The 15,725-nt window shown below is 65.3% G+C and carries 12 protein-coding genes; 3 read left to right on the top strand and 9 right to left on the bottom strand.

Annotated elements, in window-relative coordinates; all coding sequences use genetic code 11:
• Nucleotides 1-90: 90 nt before the first annotated feature.
• Nucleotides 91-2,610 (bottom strand): glycogen/starch/alpha-glucan phosphorylase, encoded by a 2,520-nt coding sequence (locus ACVMIH_RS24285; RefSeq protein ID WP_156436465.1) that lies wholly within the window; start codon nucleotides 2,608-2,610, stop codon nucleotides 91-93.
• Between the two features lie 292 nt (nucleotides 2,611-2,902).
• On the opposite strand from ACVMIH_RS24285, the gene ACVMIH_RS24280 reads away from it, so the two are divergent.
• Nucleotides 2,903-3,136: a hypothetical protein gene (locus tag ACVMIH_RS24280; RefSeq protein WP_057019498.1), complete on the top strand. Its 234-nt coding sequence runs from the start codon at nucleotides 2,903-2,905 to the stop codon at nucleotides 3,134-3,136.
• Nucleotides 3,137-3,416: 280 nt separating this feature from the next.
• Here ACVMIH_RS24280 and ACVMIH_RS24275 read toward each other — a convergent pair whose 3' ends face one another.
• On the bottom strand, nucleotides 3,417-3,707 hold the full coding sequence (locus ACVMIH_RS24275) for a GIY-YIG nuclease family protein (protein WP_057019497.1): 291 nt from the start codon (nucleotides 3,705-3,707) through the stop codon (nucleotides 3,417-3,419).
• A gap of 186 nt (nucleotides 3,708-3,893) precedes the next feature.
• Between ACVMIH_RS24275 and ACVMIH_RS24270 the strand changes: the two genes are divergently transcribed.
• Nucleotides 3,894-4,325 (top strand): hypothetical protein, encoded by a 432-nt coding sequence (locus ACVMIH_RS24270; protein ID WP_016843277.1) that lies wholly within the window; start codon nucleotides 3,894-3,896, stop codon nucleotides 4,323-4,325.
• Nucleotides 4,326-4,431: 106 nt separating this feature from the next.
• Here the strand turns inward: ACVMIH_RS24270 and ACVMIH_RS24265 are convergent, their stop codons facing one another.
• Nucleotides 4,432-5,229: a DUF2865 domain-containing protein gene (locus ACVMIH_RS24265; protein ID WP_057019496.1), complete on the bottom strand. Its 798-nt coding sequence runs from the start codon at nucleotides 5,227-5,229 to the stop codon at nucleotides 4,432-4,434.
• Between the two features lie 196 nt (nucleotides 5,230-5,425).
• On the bottom strand, nucleotides 5,426-5,989 hold the full coding sequence (gene pyrE, locus ACVMIH_RS24260; protein WP_057019495.1) for an orotate phosphoribosyltransferase: 564 nt from the start codon (nucleotides 5,987-5,989) through the stop codon (nucleotides 5,426-5,428).
• A gap of 214 nt (nucleotides 5,990-6,203) precedes the next feature.
• Between pyrE and ACVMIH_RS24255 the strand changes: the two genes are divergently transcribed.
• Nucleotides 6,204-6,830: a glutathione S-transferase family protein gene (locus ACVMIH_RS24255; protein WP_057019494.1), complete on the top strand. Its 627-nt coding sequence runs from the start codon at nucleotides 6,204-6,206 to the stop codon at nucleotides 6,828-6,830.
• Between the two features lie 148 nt (nucleotides 6,831-6,978).
• Here the strand turns inward: ACVMIH_RS24255 and ACVMIH_RS24250 are convergent, their stop codons facing one another.
• The 5 genes from ACVMIH_RS24250 to ACVMIH_RS24230 form a co-directional block, all read right to left on the bottom strand.
• Nucleotides 6,979-7,614: a LysE family translocator gene (locus ACVMIH_RS24250; protein ID WP_076831097.1), complete on the bottom strand. Its 636-nt coding sequence runs from the start codon at nucleotides 7,612-7,614 to the stop codon at nucleotides 6,979-6,981.
• A gap of 304 nt (nucleotides 7,615-7,918) precedes the next feature.
• Nucleotides 7,919-10,957 (bottom strand): DNA polymerase I, encoded by a 3,039-nt coding sequence (polA, locus tag ACVMIH_RS24245; protein WP_229189679.1) that lies wholly within the window; start codon nucleotides 10,955-10,957, stop codon nucleotides 7,919-7,921.
• 256 nt (nucleotides 10,958-11,213) lie between these two features.
• Nucleotides 11,214-11,951: a response regulator gene (locus ACVMIH_RS24240; RefSeq protein ID WP_076831064.1), complete on the bottom strand. Its 738-nt coding sequence runs from the start codon at nucleotides 11,949-11,951 to the stop codon at nucleotides 11,214-11,216.
• Complete coding sequence (locus tag ACVMIH_RS24235) at nucleotides 11,948-13,696, bottom strand: ATP-binding response regulator (protein WP_057019490.1); 1,749 nt, start codon at nucleotides 13,694-13,696, stop codon at nucleotides 11,948-11,950. Before ACVMIH_RS24235 ends, ACVMIH_RS24240 begins: the two co-directional genes overlap by 4 nt.
• Nucleotides 13,666-15,663 carry a sensor histidine kinase gene (locus ACVMIH_RS24230; RefSeq protein WP_168859052.1) on the bottom strand — a complete coding sequence of 666 codons (1,998 nt, stop codon included), beginning with the start codon at nucleotides 15,661-15,663 and terminating at the stop codon, nucleotides 13,666-13,668. Before ACVMIH_RS24230 ends, ACVMIH_RS24235 begins: the two co-directional genes overlap by 31 nt.
• Nucleotides 15,664-15,725: the final 62 nt, after the last annotated feature.

Raw genomic sequence — 15,725 nt, 5'->3', positions numbered from 1 at the left:
AATGACGAGCAATGACGTTCGTCATGCAATATCGCGAGCATTGCGCTGATTTCAATGACGTCGGGCGTAATCGATTTCCGCGTCCCGGGATTATCCCTTCGCCTCGCGCTGGTTGCCGAGCTGCGGCGAGGCACCCGGATGCATCGGCACGTGCCAGATGTCCTCGGCATATTCGCGGATGGTGCGGTCGGAGGAGAACCAGGCCATGCGCGCCACATTGAGGATCGAGGCGCGGGTCCATGCCGGCGCTACCATCCAGCGGGCGTCGATGCCGCGCTGCGCGTCGTAGTAGGAATCGAAATCGGCCGAGACCATGTAGTGGTCGAGGTAGCGCAGCGCGTGCCCGATCGAGGCGAAGCGTGCGGGATCGCCGGGCGAGAACTCGCCGCTCTCGATGGCGCGGATCGCGCGCTCCAGCCGTGGCGATTTGCGGATCGCGTCGCTGGCGTCGAGCCCCTGCTTGCGGCGGACCATGACGTCGCCGGCCTCGAGGCCGAAGATCGCGATGTTCTCCTCGCCGACATTGTCGCGGATCTCGATATTGGCGCCGTCGAGCGTGCCGATCGTCAGTGCACCGTTCAGTGCGAGCTTCATGTTGCCGGTGCCGGACGCCTCCATGCCGGCGGTCGAGATCTGCTCGGAGAGATCGGCGGCCGGAATGATCACCTCGGCGAGGCTGACATTGTAGTCGGCGAGAAAGGCGACCTTCAGCCTGCCGCCGAGCGAAGCGTCGTTGTTGACGACCTCGGCGACGTCGTTGATCAGCTTGATGATCAGCTTGGCGTAGCGGTAGCTCGCCGCCGCCTTGCCGGCGAAGATTTTCACGCGCGGCACCCAGTCGCGCCGCGGATCGTCCTTCATCGCGTGATACAGCGCGATCGTCTCCAGGATGTTGAGCAGTTGCCGCTTGTATTCGTGGATGCGCTTGATCTGCACGTCGAACAGCGCCGACGGGTCGACCTTGATGTGGTTGCGCTCGCCGATCAGCCTTGCCAGCGCCAGCTTGTTGTGATGCTTGACGTCGCGGAAGCGCCGCTGGAATTCCAGATCGCTCGAATGGGTCTCGAGCCGCTCGAGCAGCGAGAAGTCGTCGAGCACGGCCTCGCCGCAGGTTTCGCGCAGCAGCGCGGTCAGCCGCGGATTGGCCAGCATCAGCCAGCGGCGGAACGTGATGCCGTTGGTCTTGTTGGTGATGCGCGACGGATAGAGATGATGCAGGTCGTGGAACACGGTCTCCTTCATCAGGTCGGAATGCATCGCGGAGACGCCGTTGATGCGGTGCGAGCCGACGAAGGCGAGCTGGCCCATCCGCACGCGGCGGCCGCTGCGCTCGTCGATCAGCGAGACCGAGGCGCGATATTCGATGTCGCCGGGGAAGCGTTCCTCGGCGAGCGCGAGATGGGCCACATTGATGCGGTAGATGATCTCGAGATGCCGCGGCAGCAGCCGCTCGAACAATTCGACCGGCCAGGTCTCGAGCGCCTCCGGCAGCAGCGTGTGGTTGGTGTAGGACAGGGTCGCGACCGTGATCTTCCAGGCCTCGTCCCAGCGGAAATTGTGCAGGTCGACCAGGATGCGCATCAACTCGGTGACCGCAAGGCTCGGATGGGTATCGTTGAGCTGCACGGCCGCCTTCTGCGCAAGGTTGCGCAGGCCGCCGTCGGAGGCGAGATGCCGCTTGACGAGATCCTGCAACGAGGCCGAGACGAAGAAATATTCCTGGCGCAGCCGGAGCTCGCGGCCTGCCGCGCTCTCGTCGTTCGGATAGAGGAATTTGCAGATTGCTTCCGCGCGCGCCTGCTCGGCGCTGGCCGAGACGTAGTCGCCGGTGTTGAAGACGTCGAGCTCGAGCGGATCGGGTGCATGCGCCGACCAAAGGCGAAGCGCGTTGACGTGCTGGCCGCGCCAGCCGACGATCGGCGTGTCATAGGCCATGGCCTCGACGGTTTCCGCCGGATGCCAGGTGGCGCGGTCGCGGCCGCGCTCGTCGATGTGCTCGACGTGGCCGCCGAAGTGAACGTTGTAGACCACCTCCGGCCGCTGGAATTCCCAGGGATTGCCGAAGGCGAGCCACTCGTCGGGATATTCCTGCTGCCAGCCCTGGTTCATGATCTGGCGGAACAGGCCGAAATCGTAGCGGATGCCGTAGCCGGTCGCGGGGATCGCCAGCGTCGCCATGCTCTCCATGAAGCAGGCCGCGAGCCGGCCGAGGCCGCCATTGCCGAGCGCCGCATCCGGCTCGCATTTGCGCAGGTCCGAAAGATCGACGCCGAGGTCGCCGAGCGCCGCCTCGAACAGCGGCAGCAGTCCCATATTGTTGAGCGCGTCGGTGAACAGGCGGCCGATCAGGAACTCGAGCGAGAGATAATAGACGCGCTTGGCGCCGGCGTCGTAGCTCTGCTTCTCGGCCGTCAGCCAGTGGTGCACGATGCGGTCGCGCAGCGTCAGTGCCGCGGCCTTGTACCAGTCGCGTCTGGTCGCAACGGTGGCGTCCTTGCCGATCGCAAGCCGGAGCTTGGCCAGGATCGCGCTCTTGATCTCGGTCAGCGCCAGCTCGTCGATCGGCTGGTTCAATGCCGGGTAGTTTGTCTGTTCCTGCAACGCGCCCAATCCCTGCCGTTCAACCGGAACATGATGCGGTGATGCGCATCATGACCCCATCTCATTGGTGGAGCATGGTTCCCCGGAGATCCCGGTTCCGCGGCCTTCCGATTACGCTCCAGCGCAATGATACCCGCCTTGCAAGGCAATCGAAACCGTCAGGGACGATGCCATACACAGCGCTGCCGTGATTTTATGCAAGGACCGGGCCGCTTCGGGAACCTTCCTGACCAGCCGTCATGGGTGTTACGATGGCGCTGCAGAAGCCGGGATTTCGCGACAATTGACCGGAGGATGCGTGATGAGACTCTTGATCGAAATCGCGGCCGCGGCGTTGCTCGTGGTGTGCATCACGGCGACCAGCGCAGCCGATGCCGCGGGCAGACCGGGCCGCAGCGCCGACGGCCTGAATTGCGGCTTCAGCGTGGCGCAGAACGCATCGCCCGCCGCGCGCTGTGCCGCCATCAAGCGGCAATGCGGCGGCAAGTTCTACGCAAATGCCTGCGGCGACAAGCTGCTCTCGGCGATGAATTGAGCGGCCGCGCAACGCGCTTTCACGCTCAATCGGGACACCGTGGTGATACGGATTTCCAAGCCTTAACGGAGCCTTTACAAACACAGCTGTCGCTCGTGGGGCGGGCACATTTTTCAGCTCCGACGCATTTCATTCCGAAGCCATTTTCAACGGGCCGCTGACCTGGTCAGCGGCCCGAATTGCTTTTTGGGGCCTTTCATGGCCACCGTTTTTTCATGAGGCGAAGACAGTCACCGCAATGCGTCGCCCCGGCGAAGGCCGGGGCCCATAACCACAGCCGTCAGAGAAGATGGGACAGGTCGCCCCACTCCGGATTGTCTTTCTCGATCAGGCGAATCTTCCAGTCGCGGCGCCATTCCTTCAGCGCTTTTTCCCGTGCGATCGCTTCGTGCGGTGTGGCGTAGACCTCCATGTAAACCAGCCGGGTGACGCCGTACTTCTTAACGAATTGCGATCCGCGCCCGGAGCGGTGAAGCGTAAGCCGATTGCAAAGATCGTTGCTGACGCCGACGTAGAGTGTCCCATGGCGGCGGCTCGCGAGAATGTAGACGTAATAGACTGCGGCATTCATTTCGGGGCACCGATCACGTGAGATGTCCGATAGCGGTGGTTATGGGCCCCGGCCTTCGCCGGGGCGACGTCTACTGATAGCATCAGAACGAATTAAGAACACTTTAGCAAGTCTTTGATATATCATTGTGATTCGGCGGCTGCGCCGACACAATATCTATGGTCTTTCAGTCTCTGCGAGGACTACATGTCCACCATCGCCTTCGATCAATTCGCCCTGACCCGGATTGCCGATTTCGCGCGGTCGCTGTCGCGGCTGCACCAGGCCTCGCGCCGCCAGCCGATCGACGACGACCAGCTCGATCGCGAGTTCAACGCGGTCTGCATGTCGATCTGGGGCTACACCACGGATGATTTCAGCGACGAACTGTTCTCGGACGAGGATCACGCCTGGCTCGACTCGCTCGATGAAGCGCATGCGCGGATCTTCGCCGGCGAGCAGGGTTATGATCTCGTCGACGACCACGGCATGCTGACGGACTGGTGGGGCTATTGCTGGATGATCCTCGCCGAGAAGCGCGGCATCCTCAATCCGGAGAACCGCGCGGCCGCGCGGGCCGCGATCGAGGAGAAATACATGGCCGCGCCGAACGTGATCGGCGTGATCGTGGCGCGCTGATAGTTGTCGCGATGTCATTCCGGGGCGATGCGAAGCATCGAACCCGGAATCCGAGATTCCGGGTCTGGTGCTTACGCACCATCCCGGAATGACGGGCTGACGCCCGTCAGTTCGCTTCGGCGCGCCTTGCCGGCTTTGCGGCGTTGCCCTTCGGCGCAACAGACGACGGCGGCGACGGCGCGACATCGCTTCTGGTTTCCGGCAGCGGCGCGTCGCCGGCGATCTCGGCGCTGACCGGGGCGACCTTCATTTCGCCGAGCCGCGCGCGGACCGCCGAAGTCAGTCCGGGATAGGAGGCAACCGGCGTGAAGTCGAACGACTGCTCGTTGCCGACACGGATGCCGGTATAGGCGACGAGGCCGTCGGTGGTCGCGATCACGTCGCCGGCACGCAGCGAGGCATCGAGCGCGAGGTCGACCGGCGCAAGCCCAGCCGGGTCGCGGCCGTTGCAGGTGCAGTCGGCGCGCAGCGCCTTGCGATAGGCGAAGGCGTTCTCGCTGTCGGCGTAGCGTTCGCCGGCGGTCGATGCGGCGCTGTCGATATGGCTGCCGTAATAGACCTTGGTCGCGCTCGCCGGACAGAACGCCTGGCAGAGCTGCGCGGGCGTGGCGTTGCCGCGCATCGTCAGCGGAAAATATTTCCCGTCGCAGCTGCGCACGCAATACGCCGGTCCGGAACCGGCCACCCGCGGCGCCGAGATGGGCGCGGACGGTTGCCGTTCAGCCTGCTGATTGAGGCCGAACGGATCGGCGAAGAAATTGGCCTGCGGCGGCGCCTGCCGGCCCTGTTGCTTCTGGGAACCACCGAAGAAGAAGTCGAACAGCCCTTCGGCCGAGACAGGCGCGGGCACCACCAGGACGGAACCCGCAAAGGCTGCGGCGGCCAGCATCACGCGGCGCCGCATGCGCCGATCACTCAACTCTGTACGCAACGCCAACTCCACCCGACGCGCCACGGCGACAAGCTGCCCCGGCGGCTTCACCCTAGTGCGCGATGGTAAACGAGCGATTGATTTGGGGTGACGGCGTCACACGAAGGCGAGGTCGCGCGAACCGCCCCTTCCACCTCGCCCCGCTTGCGGGGAGAGGGAGGGAATAAACTCAGTCCTTCAGGAACTCGCCGGCCTTGTACAGCGCGCGGAATTGGAGCCCGGCTTCGGCGAACGTCTCGGTGGCGCCTTCCTCGCGGTCGACCATGGTGAAGACCAGGGCGATCTCGCCGCCGGCCTCGCGCACGGCTTCCACCGCCTTCAGCGCCGAGCCGCCTGTCGTGGTGACGTCCTCGACGATCACGATCCGCTTGCCCGCAAGGCTTTCGCCCTTCGCCAGCCCTTCGACGGACAGCTTCGCGCCGTGCTCCTTCGGCTTCTTGCGCACGAAGAACGCCGCGATCGGGTGGCCCTTCAGCCAGGACAGTTGCGCGATGGCGCCGGCGAGCGGCACCGCGCCCATCTCGAGCCCGCCGACGAAATCAAGCTTGTCATCCTTCAGCGCTTCATAGGTGAGCTCGGCGAGCAGCGCCGCGCCCTCGGGATCGAGCATCGTCGGCTTCAGGTTGAAATAGAAGTCGCTCTTGCGGCCCGACGCCAGCGTGATCTCGCCGCGGCCGAACGAGCGCTTGCGGATGATCTCGGCGAGGCGGGCACGGGAGGCTGATTTGGACAAAGACTTTTTCCCTTGAGGGTTTGAGGCGGGCGGCAATCTATCCACGCTTACCGGCACATTCCAGCGTGGAAATCGGGCCGTCAACAGTGCCCAAGCCGCGATTTCCGCGGGCGTGCTTTCCGCAAAGCGCGGTTGTGCGGCCGTTCCGTTCCCCGTAAGCAGGCGCCAAACACTCGGCCGAACACTTGCCCAAACACTTGCACGGGAAGCGGAAATGACCATCGAGCTGCACACCTGGAACACCCCCAACGGCCGCAAGATCTCGGTGGCGCTGGAGGAAATGGGGCTGCCCTACAAGGTGATCCCGGTGAACATCAGCAAGGGCGAGCAAATGGCGCCCGCTTTCCTCGCGATCAGTCCGAACAACAAGATCCCGGCGATCGTCGATCCGGATGGGCCGGGCGGCAAGCCGGTTAGCATTTTCGAGTCCGGCGCGATCCTGCTCTATCTCGGCGAGAAGACCGGCAAGTTCCTGCCGAAGCCGCTGGCGGAGCGGATCCCGGTCTATGAGTGGCTGATGTGGCAGATGGGCGGCTTCGGCCCGATGCCGGGCCAGGTGCACCATTTCATCGCGCTGGAGAACGAGCAGGACCGCGCCTACGGCCTGAAGCGCTACATGGCCGAGACGCGGCGGCTCTACGGCGTGCTCGACCGCCGGCTTCAGGAGCGCGAATTCGTCGCTGGCGATCTCTCGGTCGCCGATTTCGCCATCCTCGGCTGGGCCTGGCGCCATCCGCGCCACAAGGTCGAGCTATCAGACTTCCCCAACGTCAAGCGCTGGTACGAGACGCTGATGGCTCGCCCGGCGACGAAGCGGGGCATGGAGGCGAAGCTGGATTGATCTTCTCCCTCGCCCCGCCCTTGCGGGGAGAGGGGTGGGGTGAGGGGCTATCTCCCCGATAACGGTGGGAATTGAATTTGCGGATGCGCCCCTCACCCGGCGCTACGCGCCGACCTCTCCCCGCAAGAGCGGGGCGAGGTGAAGAAAGCTAGGCCCGCCGCGCTTCGAGCGCCATCTTCATCGCCAGCCCTGCGAGCACCGTGCCCATCAGCCAGCGCTGCACCAGGAGCCAGGTCGGGCGAGTGCCGAGAAACACCGCGATCGAACCGGCGGCGAGCGCGATCATCGCGTTGACGCTGACGCTGATCACGATCTGGATCGAGCCGAGCGCGAGCGACTGCGTCAGCACGCTGCCGCCGGTGGGATCGATGAACTGCGGCAGCAGCGCCAGATAAAGCATCGCGATCTTCGGGTTGAGCAGATTGGTGACGAAGCCCATCGCGAACAGCTTGCGCGGGCCGTCGACCTTCAGCGCCTTGACCTGGAACGGCGAGCGGCCGCCGGGCCTCACGGCCTGCCATGCCAGCCACAGCAAATAGCCCGCGCCGGCAAAGCGCAGCGCGTCATAGGCGTAGGGAATCGCAAACAGCAATGCGGTGATGCCGAACGCCGCGCACAGCATGTAGAACACGAAGCCGAGCGCCACGCCGCCGAGCGAGACGATGCCGGCCGCGGGCCCCTGCGTGATCGAGCGCGAGATCAGGTAGATCATGTTCGGCCCCGGCGTCAGCACCATGCCAAGGCAGATGAGCGCAAAGCCGAGCAAAGCGGAGGTGTGGGGCATGACGGGTCTCGCGAGGGATGCGCACGCTTCTAGCGTGCCGTCCGCCGCGCGGCCATCGCGGAATTGCTCTCGGAGCAATGTGGCGGGGCGGTGGTGCGCTCCCTCGCCCCGCTCTCTTGTCCGCCGGAGCCCGCCTTCGGGCGAAGGCGGATGCGGGGTCGAGACGAGCGAAGCTCGCTCTGAGAGGGTTGGGGGTGAGGGGTTCTCTCAACGTGCAAGGACCGAGGTGAGACCTGTACCCCCTCACCCGGATCGCAAGAGCGATCCGACCTCTCCCCGCAAGCGGGGAGAGGCGAAGGAGCGGCTAATGCGCCTCGTCCCAATTGTTCGCGGCGCGGGCGTCGACCTGCAGCGGCAGCGACAGGATCACCGCCGGGAAAGGCGCGTCCTGCATCACCTTCTGCACCACCGGCAGCGTCGCCGCGACCTCGTCGTCGGGCACCTCGAAGATCAGTTCGTCATGCACCTGCAAGAGCATCTGCGCCGAGAGCTTTTTCTCGGTGAGCGCGTCCTCGACGCGGATCATGGCGCGGCGGATGATGTCAGCCGCGGTGCCCTGCAGCCGCGCATTGATGGCGGCGCGTTCGTTGAAGGCGCGCACCGAGGCGTTGGACGCCTTGATGTCGGGGTAGTAGCACTTGCGCCCGAACAACGTCGTCACATAGCCGTTGCGGCGGCAGAAGTCCTTGGTCTCGTCCATATAGGCGCGGATGCCCGGGAAGCGCTCGAAGTATTTCTTGATGTAGGCCGAGGCCTCCTCGCGGGCGATGCCGAGCTGGTTGGCGAGGCCGAACGCCGAGATGCCGTAGATGATGCCGAAGTTGATCGCCTTGGCGCGGCGGCGCACCTCGCTCGGCATGTCCTTGATCGGCACGCCGAACATTTCGGATGCGGTCATGGCGTGAATGTCGAGCCCGTCGCGGAAGGCCTGGCGCAGCACCGGCACGTCGGCGATCTCGGCGAGCAGCCGCAACTCGATCTGGGAATAGTCGGCCGACACCAGCTTGTGGCCCGGCGTCGCGATGAACGCGCGGCGGATCTTGCGGCCGTCCTCGGTACGAACAGGGATGTTCTGCAGGTTCGGCTCGTTCGACGACAGCCGGCCCGTGGTGGTCGCGGCCAGCGCGTAGGTGGTGTGGACGCGATGGGTCTGCGGATTGACATAGGTCGGCAGCGCGTCGGTGTAGGTCGATTTCAGCTTCGAGACCTGGCGCCACTCCAGGATCTTCTTCGGGAATTCGTGGCCTTGCTCGGCGAGCTCGTCGAGCACCTGCGCGGTGGTCGACCACGCGCCGGTCTTGGTCTTGCTGCCGCCGGGCAATCCCATCTTGCCGAAGATGATGTCGCCGATCTGCTTCGGGCTGCCGACATTGACCGGCTCGCCGGCGATCTCCTGGATCTCGGCCTCGACGCGCGCAGCGGTCTGGGCGAAATCGCCCGACAGCCGCGACAGCACCTGGCGATCGATCGAGATGCCGCGCCGTTCCATCCGCGCCAGCACCGAGACCAGCGGCCGCTCCAGCGTCTCATACACCGTCGTCATCCGCTCGGCGACGAGACGCGGCTTCAGCACCCGCCACAGCCGCAGGATCACGTCGGCACTTTCGGCCGCATATTCGCTGGCCTTGTCGATCGTGACCTGATCGAAGGTCAGCTTGCCCTTGCCGCTGCCGACGAGGCCGCCGTAATTGACGACGGCGTGGCCGAACCAGCGCTCGGCGAGCGCCTCCAGCGCATGCGAGCCGCGGCCGGCATCGAGCGCGTAGCTCATGAGCTGCGCATCGTCGATGTTGCGCAGGGTGATTCCGTGCTGCGCCAGCATCACCGAGGTGAACTTGACGTCAAAGCCGACCTTCTGGATTCCAACGGACTCCAGCAGCGGCCTCAGCGCCGCCAGCGCCTCGGCGGTCTTGATCTGGCCCGGTGCGAGGCCGGCATCGAACAGGCCCGCGCCACCGCCGGCCTGCCGGTGGCTGAGCGGGACGTAACACGCATCGTTTGGCGCCAGCGCCAGTGCAAGGCCGGCGAGTTCGCCCTGCATCGGGTCGATCGATTCCGACATCGCCTCGATCGCGACATAACCGGTGTCGGGCACGCGGGCGATGAAGGCGTTGAGCTGATCGAGACTGCCGATCGCCTGATACGCCTTGCGGTCGAAGCCAATTTTCCGGATCGCCTCGCCACGGGCCTCGGCCAGCGTCGCCGGCGTGCCCTTGCGGCTCGAATTCTTGTCGTCGCGCGCGCCGGTCGGCTTGGCTTTCGGCAGCGGCGCCGCGGCCGATGCCGGAGCGTCTCCGGGCGCCGGCGTCACATCCGACGGCGGCAACGGCGAGAACACGCTCGCGCCGCTCTTGTTGCCGGGATCGGCATCGACATTGGCCGGGTCGATCTGCGCGTAGTCGGCGACGCGGCGGGTGAGGGTGGTGAACTCCATCGCCTTGAGGAAGGCGATCAGCCGGCGCGAGTCGGGCTCGTTCACGGCGAGGTCGTCGAGCGGCACTTCGAGGTCGACCTTGTCGTCAAGCAGCACCAGCTGGCGCGAGATGCGCGCCTTCTCGGCGTTCTCGAGCAGCGCCTCGCGCCGCTTCGGCTGCTTGATTTCGCCGGCGCGGAACAGCAGCTGATCGAGATCGCCATATTCGATGATCAGCTGCGCGGCGGTCTTGATGCCGATGCCGGGCACGCCGGGCACGTTGTCGGTGGAGTCGCCGGCCAGCGCCTGCACCTCGACCACCTTCTCCGGCGGCACGCCGAACTTCTCGATCACCTCGTCGCGGCCGATGCGGCGATCCTTCATCGTGTCGTACATCACGACCTTGTCGTTGACGAGCTGCATCAGATCCTTGTCCGATGACACGATCGTCGTGGTCGCGCCGCGCTCGCTGGCAAGCCGCGCATAGGTCGCGATCAGATCGTCGGCCTCGAAGCCGACCTGCTCGAGGCAGGGCAGTTCGAAGGCGCGCACCGCCTCTCGGATCAGCGCGAATTGCGGGATCAGATCGTCGGGCGCCGGAGGCCGGTGCGCCTTGTAGTCGGGGTAGAGCTTGTTGCGGAACGTGATCTCCGACTTGTCGAACACGATCGCCAGATGCGTCGGCCGGTTGTCCTCGGGCATGTCGCGGAGCAGCTTCCACAGCATGTTGCAGAAGCCGAGCACGGCGTTGACCTGCAGCCCGTCGGATTTGCGGTTCAGCGGCGGCAGCGCGTGGTAGGCGCGGAAGATGTAGGACGAGCCGTCGACCAGGAAGACATGGTCGCCCTTCGCCGTGGCCTTGGCGGCGACGGGCTTGGGGTCGGTCTTCGATGCGGGCTTGGCGGGGGCTTTGGAGGCTGTTTTCGGCATGGCCGAAACTTAGGGATTTTTGCGCGGATTGACAGCCTTTGCTGTGTGGATTCTGGGTGTGTCGCACAGCCAAATCGATAAATTCGAGGATGATGCAGGGCGTAGTCCCGTCATCCTGAGGTGCGAGCGCAGCGAGCCTCGAAGGATCGACGGCCACCAGCCGGGGCCGTGCATCCTTCGAGACGCCGCTGCGCGGCTCCTCCAGCGACAAAGGCGAAGCCTTTGCGCGGGGATGACGGGGACGGCTTTCGCAACGCTACGCCTTGTCGCCGGTCGGCGAGAACAGGTAGCCGCCGCCGCGGATGGTGCGGATCACCGACGGCTTGGTCGGGTCGAATTCGATCTTGCGGCGGATGCGCATGATGCGCAGGTCGACGGCGCGGTCGAAGGCTTCCGCGTCGCGCGCATTGGCGAGTTCCAGCAGCCGCTCGCGCGACAGCACCCGCTTCGGGTTGGCCGCGAACACCTTCAGCAGGCCGAATTCGGATGCCGTCAACGGATGCTCGTTGCCCTCGTCGTCGCGTAGCGCCTGGGCCTCGAGATCGAGCCATTTGGTGCCGAACCGAACCAGCTGCTCCTTTTCGGCCTTCGCGTTCGCCGGTTCCGGCGCCGCCGCTTTCGCCGGCCCGCTCCGCCGCAGCACCGAGCGGATGCGTGCCATCAGCTCGCGCAATTCGCAGGGCTTGGCCACGTAGTCGTCGGCGCCGAGCTCCAGCCCGACCACCCGGTCGATCGGGCTGGCAGTAGCTGTCAGCATGATGACGGGGACGTTGATCTTGCTCTTGAGGTCGCGAATGATCGACAGCCCGTCCTCCTCGGGCATGTTGAGGTCCAGCACCACGAGATCGGGCGTGCAGCCCTCGATCTCCTTGCGCAGGCTCTTGCCGCCGTCGCACAGCGTCACGCCGAAGCCGTGCATCTTGAGGTAATCGCCGACCATTTCTCGGGCCGGCGCCTCATCGTCCACGATGAAGATATGCGGGTTCTGGCTCATGATGTCTCTGTCGCCGGCAGTGTAACCGTAAAGGTCGACCCCTGTCCGGGGCCCGGGCTCTGCGCGGTCACATGGCCGCCATGCATGTCGATGATGCGCTTGACGATGGAAAGGCCGAGCCCGGTCGAGCTCTCGCCCGCGGTCGGCTTGGCCGACAGCCGCTGGAACCGGCCGAACAGCCGGCCGAGATCCTCGGGGCTGAGGCCGGGGCCCTGGTCGGCGATCCGGATCACGGTGTCGTCGCCCTCATGGCTGACCGTGACCGTGATCTTGCCGCCGATCGGCGAGTACTTGATGGCGTTGCTGACGAGGTTGTCGATCGCCTCGCGGATGCGGTCGGCGTCGCACATCGTGACGAATTGCTGCGGCCCCGAGACCGAGATGCTCTGCTGCTTGTTGACCGCCGAAGGCAAATTCGCCTCGGTGACCTCGTTGACGAGGGCCGCGACGTCGACCGGCTCGCGGCGGATGGTGATGTCGAAGGCGTCGGCCATCGCGTCCGAGATCAGATGGTCGACCATCGAGGTCAGCCGCTTGGTCGCGTCCCTGATGTGCTCGACCTGCGATGTGACGTTTTCCTTCGGCGAGCCGGCGCCGATCAGTTCGGTCAGCATCTCGGTGCGTCCGAGGATCACGCCGAGCGGGTTCTTCAGATCGTGAGCGACGGTGCCGAGGATTTCGTTCTTGAAGCCGTTGGCGCGCTGCAGCCGCAGCCATTGCGCCGAGAGCCGCCGGTTGGCCTGCATCAGCGCGCGGGTGCGCTGCGCGACGCGGTCCTCGAGCTGGGTGTTGGCCTCGTGCAGCTGCTGGTAGAGGATCACATTGTCGAACGCGATCGACAGCCGGCTCGAGAAGATCTCGACCAGCGCACGGTCGGTGTCGGAGAGCTGGCGCTCGGCCTGCAGCAGCACCACGACCTCGCGGCCGCTGCCGGTGCGCGAATAGAGCACGCTGCGGTGGTCGGCGAACTCGTTCTTGCGGCGCTGGAATGCTTCCTCCACCATGTGCCGCAGGTCCGGATCGAGCGCCTTCGACGAGGTGGTGCCGATGAAGCGGCTGTAGCAGCCCGAGCAGGCCAGCACCGAGAAATCGGCCGCCGCCGAATTGCCGTCGTCGCGCAGCACCAGGATGCCTGCGCAGTCGACGTTGAGCAGCGAGGCGAGCTGGGTCAGCACGCCCTCGGCCAGCCGCTGCATCGACTTGAAATCGTACAGCGTCGAGGCCGCGTCGATGATGATCTCGAGCCCGCGCCGCGTCTGCACCATGCGCTCGAGCTGCTGGTAGCTGCGCAGCGCGGCCGTCAGCGACGTGAACAGCTTGTCGGCGGTGAGCTCGGTCTTCGCCTTGTAGTCGTTGATGTCGTATTGCACGATGACGCGCCGTTCCGGCGCCTGGCCGGGCTGGCCGGTGCGCAGGATGATGCGCACGGTCTCGTTCTTGATCTCGTTGCGGATGAACTCGACGAGCTCGAGGCCGGCGACGTCGGTCTCCATGATGACGTCGAGCAGCACGGCCGCGATGTCGGGGTTGTCCCGCATCAGCGTGCGGCCTTCGGCCGCAGAGTAGGCCGAGAGGATCTCCAGCGTCGAACCGTTCAGGTTGTAATCGCTCAGCGCGAAACGGGTGCCTTCATGGACGGCGTGATCGTCGTCGATGACGGCGATCTTCCATTTGCGGGCCGACGAGTCCTCCGGGGGGCTCTCGGTATCGTCGATCAGTTGGAGGACATCGTCCTGTTCGGCCATTGACTGGTTCCGTCGGCTGCTGCGTCAGCGATCGTGGGCTCGCCCTTGGCAGCCCCCTTGGCGATCCTGGGCATGATAATGCGAAAAGTGGTGCCTTGTCCTACCCTTGACTCCAGCATCATGCGTCCACCGAGCTGCTGGGTGACGAGGTTATAGACGATGTGGAGGCCAAGGCCCGTACCACCTTCGTTGCGGCGCGTCGTAAAGAACGGGTCGAACGCCTGCCGCTGCACGTCCGGCGTCATGCCAGCCCCGTCGTCTGCGAAGATGATCTCCACATCGTCGGCGCCGCGCCCGCGCGCCGAGATGGTGATGGTGCCGGAGCGGCCATCGGCAAAGGCATGATTGACGGCGTTGAGGAAAAGATTGGTTAAGATCTGCCCATAGGCGCCAGGATAGCCGTCGATCAGCAGTCCCTCGGGCACATCGACCGAGAGCGCGATCGCGGCCTTCTTGAGCACCGGCCGCAGGCTCGCCACGATCTGGTCGGTGGATTCGCTCAAGGCAAACTGGCGGCGCTCGGCATGCGATCGGTCGACGGCGACCTGCTTGAACGACTGGATCAGCTCGCCGGCGCGCGTCAGGTTCGAGACCAGTTGCTGCGATGCGTCACGCGAGGCGCGGACGAACTCGTCGAGCCTGGAGCGGCGCAGCGGCTCGGTCTTCAAATCGTTCTCGAACATCTCGCTGCGGCGGGCAAAGCTCGAGGCCACCGTCAGGCTGATGCCGATCGGGTTGTTGACCTCGTGGGCGACGCCGGCAACGAGGCCGCCGAGCGCGGCGAGACGTTCGGCATCGATCAGGTTCTGCTGCGCGGTGTTGAGCTCGAGTAGCGCGCTTTCGGCCTCCTCCTTGGCGGTGCGCAGCTCGTCCTCGGTCTTGCGCTTGGCGATCGCGTTTTCGCGGAACACTTCGACCGCACGCGCCATGGCGCCGACCTCGTCCTTGGCCGACGTGCCCTGCACCGGCCGGTCGAGGTCCCCCGAGGTGATGGTGCGCATCGCGGCCATGATCTGCGCCAGCGGCAGCCGGATCGACAGCGCGATCATGACGCCGGCCGACATGATGACGCCGAGGAAGATCACGGCAATCGACAGCACCCGGCGCGAGATCGAGGTCAGCGTCTTGTCGAACGTCTCCTGCGCCTTCTGCTCGCGCTGGCGCATCTTCACCGAGAGATCGTCGATCGCGCCGATCGCATCCGCCTGGCTGGCGTCGATCGAGTTGCGCAGCAGATCGGTGCGGTTGGTGAGCTGCTCGCTGAGCTTGCCGAGCCCGTCGCGCAGCTCGGCGGTCTTGACCTTGAGCCGCGCCAGTGCCATCCGCTGCAGATCGTTCTCGGCCAGATCGGTCATGACGGGAATCGTCCGCTCGATCGTATCGATGTTGCGGCGGGCCTCCTCGGCCGACGAGGAGGCAAGCGAGAGGTAGTAGGCGTTGGCGGCGACCAGCAGCGAGGTGAACGCTTCGCGCGACTTGCCGAGCGCGGGCCAGATCAGTGCATCGCGATGGCCGGTCGCGCCCTCGATGATCGAATAGAGCCCGGCCATGTCCTTGGTCGGCGACAGCACCTGCTCGTCATAGGTCTTGGCGATCCTGGTCTGCACGGTGCGCAGTTCGCCGAAGCCGTCGAGGAAACGGCTGGTGACGCGCTCCAGCTGCTCGACCGAGCCTGACAGCATCGGGTCGGTCGAGGCCCGGTTGGTCAGCGTGCCGAGCACGGCCTCGCGGAGCAGCAGGATTTCAGCGAACAGGTCCGGGCTCGGCTGATTGATGTAGCGATGGATCAGGTTCTGCAGACGGCTGGTCTCGCTTTCGAGCTTGGCCAGGATCTTGTCGGATTCCCGCACCTGGCGGACATCCTCCCAGGCCGAGCCGAGCACCTTCGAGCCGTTCCAGATCAGCACCGCCAGCACGATCACGACCGCGGAGTTGAGCAGGGCGATCGAAAGGATGCGCCAGCGGATCGGGACCGCACGCAGCAACTGGACGATGCGGAAACGGCCCTGCGGCCCGAAGGCCGCCCGCC

The sequence above is a fragment of the Bradyrhizobium sp. USDA 4503 genome, assembly GCF_054055815.1.
Note: the sequence above shows the minus strand (reverse complement) of the source record. Positions and strands in the feature narration are given on the sequence as shown.

What these genes read in the sequence shown, in the direction of transcription:
- ACVMIH_RS24280 (WP_057019498.1), top strand. Translation starts at nt 2,903, where the DNA reads ATGAGACTCTTGATCGAAATCGCGGCCGCGGCGTTGCTCGTGGTGTGC.
- ACVMIH_RS24275 (WP_057019497.1), bottom strand. Translation starts at nt 3,707, where the DNA reads ATGAATGCCGCAGTCTATTACGTCTACATTCTCGCGAGCCGCCGCCAT.
- ACVMIH_RS24270 (WP_016843277.1), top strand. Translation starts at nt 3,894, where the DNA reads ATGTCCACCATCGCCTTCGATCAATTCGCCCTGACCCGGATTGCCGAT.
- ACVMIH_RS24265 (WP_057019496.1), bottom strand. Translation starts at nt 5,229, where the DNA reads ATGCGGCGCCGCGTGATGCTGGCCGCCGCAGCCTTTGCGGGTTCCGTC.
- ACVMIH_RS24255 (WP_057019494.1), top strand. Translation starts at nt 6,204, where the DNA reads ATGACCATCGAGCTGCACACCTGGAACACCCCCAACGGCCGCAAGATC.
- ACVMIH_RS24250 (WP_076831097.1), bottom strand. Translation starts at nt 7,614, where the DNA reads ATGCCCCACACCTCCGCTTTGCTCGGCTTTGCGCTCATCTGCCTTGGC.
- polA (WP_229189679.1), bottom strand. Translation starts at nt 10,957, where the DNA reads ATGCCGAAAACAGCCTCCAAAGCCCCCGCCAAGCCCGCATCGAAGACC.
- ACVMIH_RS24240 (WP_076831064.1), bottom strand. Translation starts at nt 11,951, where the DNA reads ATGAGCCAGAACCCGCATATCTTCATCGTGGACGATGAGGCGCCGGCC.
- ACVMIH_RS24235 (WP_057019490.1), bottom strand. Translation starts at nt 13,696, where the DNA reads ATGGCCGAACAGGACGATGTCCTCCAACTGATCGACGATACCGAGAGC.